The 1,990-nt window shown below is 37.5% G+C and carries 2 protein-coding genes; one reads left to right on the top strand and one right to left on the bottom strand.

The genetic code is table 11. From position 1 onward, the window contains the following. The first annotated feature begins 115 nt into the window (after positions 1 to 115). Positions 116 to 1,033 carry a LysR family transcriptional regulator gene (locus K5Q58_RS20515; RefSeq protein ID WP_220755711.1) on the top strand — a complete coding sequence of 306 codons (918 nt, stop codon included), beginning with the start codon at positions 116 to 118 and terminating at the stop codon, positions 1,031 to 1,033. 55 nt (positions 1,034 to 1,088) lie between these two features. On the opposite strand, the gene K5Q58_RS20510 is transcribed toward K5Q58_RS20515, so the two are convergent. Next, positions 1,089 to 1,760 (bottom strand): DedA family protein, encoded by a 672-nt coding sequence (locus tag K5Q58_RS20510; RefSeq protein ID WP_220755710.1) that lies wholly within the window; start codon positions 1,758 to 1,760, stop codon positions 1,089 to 1,091. Positions 1,761 to 1,990 lie beyond the last annotated feature (230 nt).

The following is a 1,990-nucleotide window of genomic DNA, read 5'->3' as shown; positions in this document are numbered from 1 at the left end:
AAATTAAAAGCACTTATCTTTTAAATTATTATCAAATATAAATTGATAATAAGGTTTGGTACATTAATCATTACTGCATATGATTAATGCAGTTTCTAATAATCATGGTCAAATTATGCTTCTCGAAGATCTTCAGGTGATACTTAAAGTTGCCGAGTTTCGCAGTATTACTGCCGCAGCCACGAACTTAGATATGCGCACAGCGACAGCGAGTGCTGCAGTTAAACGTGTTGAAGCCTCGTTGGGCGCAGAATTGTTTGTCAGGACCACTCGCCACCTAAGGCTCTCCACTGCAGGCGAGCGTTATCTACCTCAATGTGAGCAAGCACTAAAAACGCTTGAACAAGCCAAGCTTAATATTCGTGAGGATTCAGGCATCATTGATGGTGAAATCCGCATTGCCTTATCATCTGATTTAGGTAGAAATCTAATCAACCCTTGGTTGGATGAGTTTCTAACTCAATATCCTAAGGTCGCGCTTCGAAGTAGTATCAGTGATAGCAACATTGATTTTTATCGTGATTCGGTGGATATGGCGCTGCGATATGGCTCACCTAATGATGCCACGATGTACGGTTTTAAGATTTGTGATGTGCCAAGGGTGATTTGTGCGAGTCCTGATTATGTCACTAAACAGGGAATGCCAAAGGATCCAAAAGCTCTTATGGAATGCAATGGTCTGCTTTATCAACTGCAAGATATCTTGCAAGATGAATGGGTATTAACTCAAGATAACACTGAGTATAAAATTAAGTTGAGAGGTAATCGCGCTTCAAATGATGGCGATATCGTCAGGCGTTGGTGCGTTGCTGGGAAAGGTGTGGCAATTAAATCCTCCCTTGATATGTCTAGTGATTTGCTTGCTGGCAATGTCGTTAATCTTATGCCTGATTATAAACCTAAATCCACTGAGTTATGGCTAGTTTGTCCGAGTCGTCAGTCAATTACCCCTACTGTACGTTTATTAAGAGACATGTTCCGAGAAAAAACCGAAACAATACTTGCAACAATACGCAGCAAAGGTCTGATATAAAAAGTAATATTGATATGGAATAACAGTGATTTAGCCGTTAGTTGAAGCGCCCATTTTATCTTTTTTTCAGAGGTACAGTGAGTTTTTGCTGCTTGGTTTTTTTTGAAAATCGCACCAACATCGCAATGGTTGCCGATAGCATTAAACTCATGCTTACAATTAAAAATGCTTTGTTTAAGGTCTCTTGATAATCACTTAGAAGAGGGTTGTTCATCACCCATTGGCCTATTAAAAGAAGTGTTGTTGTCCATATCATTGCGCTGGTAAAACTCATTAATACAGTCCGTTTAACGCCGAGTTGTCTAACGCCCATAATCATTGGAGTTAATACTCTGACAAATGGGATAAAACGAGAGAAAAATAACGCTAAAAAGCCATACTTTTCAAGTAAGTTTGAGGCTCTTTCTAGGGTGTTCTCAGGTAAACCTTTTTCTATTTTACTCACTATAGGGTGATGCGAAAGCCACTTGCCTTGTATATATGCGATGCATGAACCGAGTCCAGCAGTGAAGGTTAATAGTAAAAAAGCATATTGCAGATCAACAACGCCTAATCCGACTAAGCCACCTACAAACAGTACTAATCCATCCCCAGGAAGTGGCAAGAAAACAAAGCTGGACTCTAAAAATAAAATTAGAGCTAACATCAGCATTAGATGATGTATTGAAACCGTTTCCAGTAAGGCGTCAAAGTCTTGATACCAAATTGAAAGCATTACATCAAACATTGAATATCCTCACACTAAATCTCTAGCCAAGATGATTAAACCAATAACCTTTGGCATTTCTATTAACTCTTTATTTGAATAGGATATCACTCAATATGACATTTTATTATTAATTAACAGTCATGTTTAGGAGGTGTATTTATTAACTAATGTGTCAAATTGTTATTTCAATCTAAAGCTAATTTAGTGTTTTTTATTATATTATTTGCTAATTTTAAAGTTAAATATTA

Source organism: Shewanella sp. KT0246 (assembly GCF_019654955.1).
Classification (GTDB): domain Bacteria; phylum Pseudomonadota; class Gammaproteobacteria; order Enterobacterales; family Shewanellaceae; genus Shewanella; species Shewanella goraebulensis.
The sequence above is the reverse complement of the archived record's forward strand: the minus strand, read 5'-3'. Positions and strand labels throughout refer to the sequence as shown.

Bases quoted from the DNA above. Each gene is read 5' to 3' on its own strand.
- K5Q58_RS20515 (WP_220755711.1), top strand. From the start codon at position 116: ATGCTTCTCGAAGATCTTCAGGTGATACTTAAAGTTGCCGAGTTTCGC.
- K5Q58_RS20510 (WP_220755710.1), bottom strand. From the start codon at position 1,760: ATGTTTGATGTAATGCTTTCAATTTGGTATCAAGACTTTGACGCCTTA.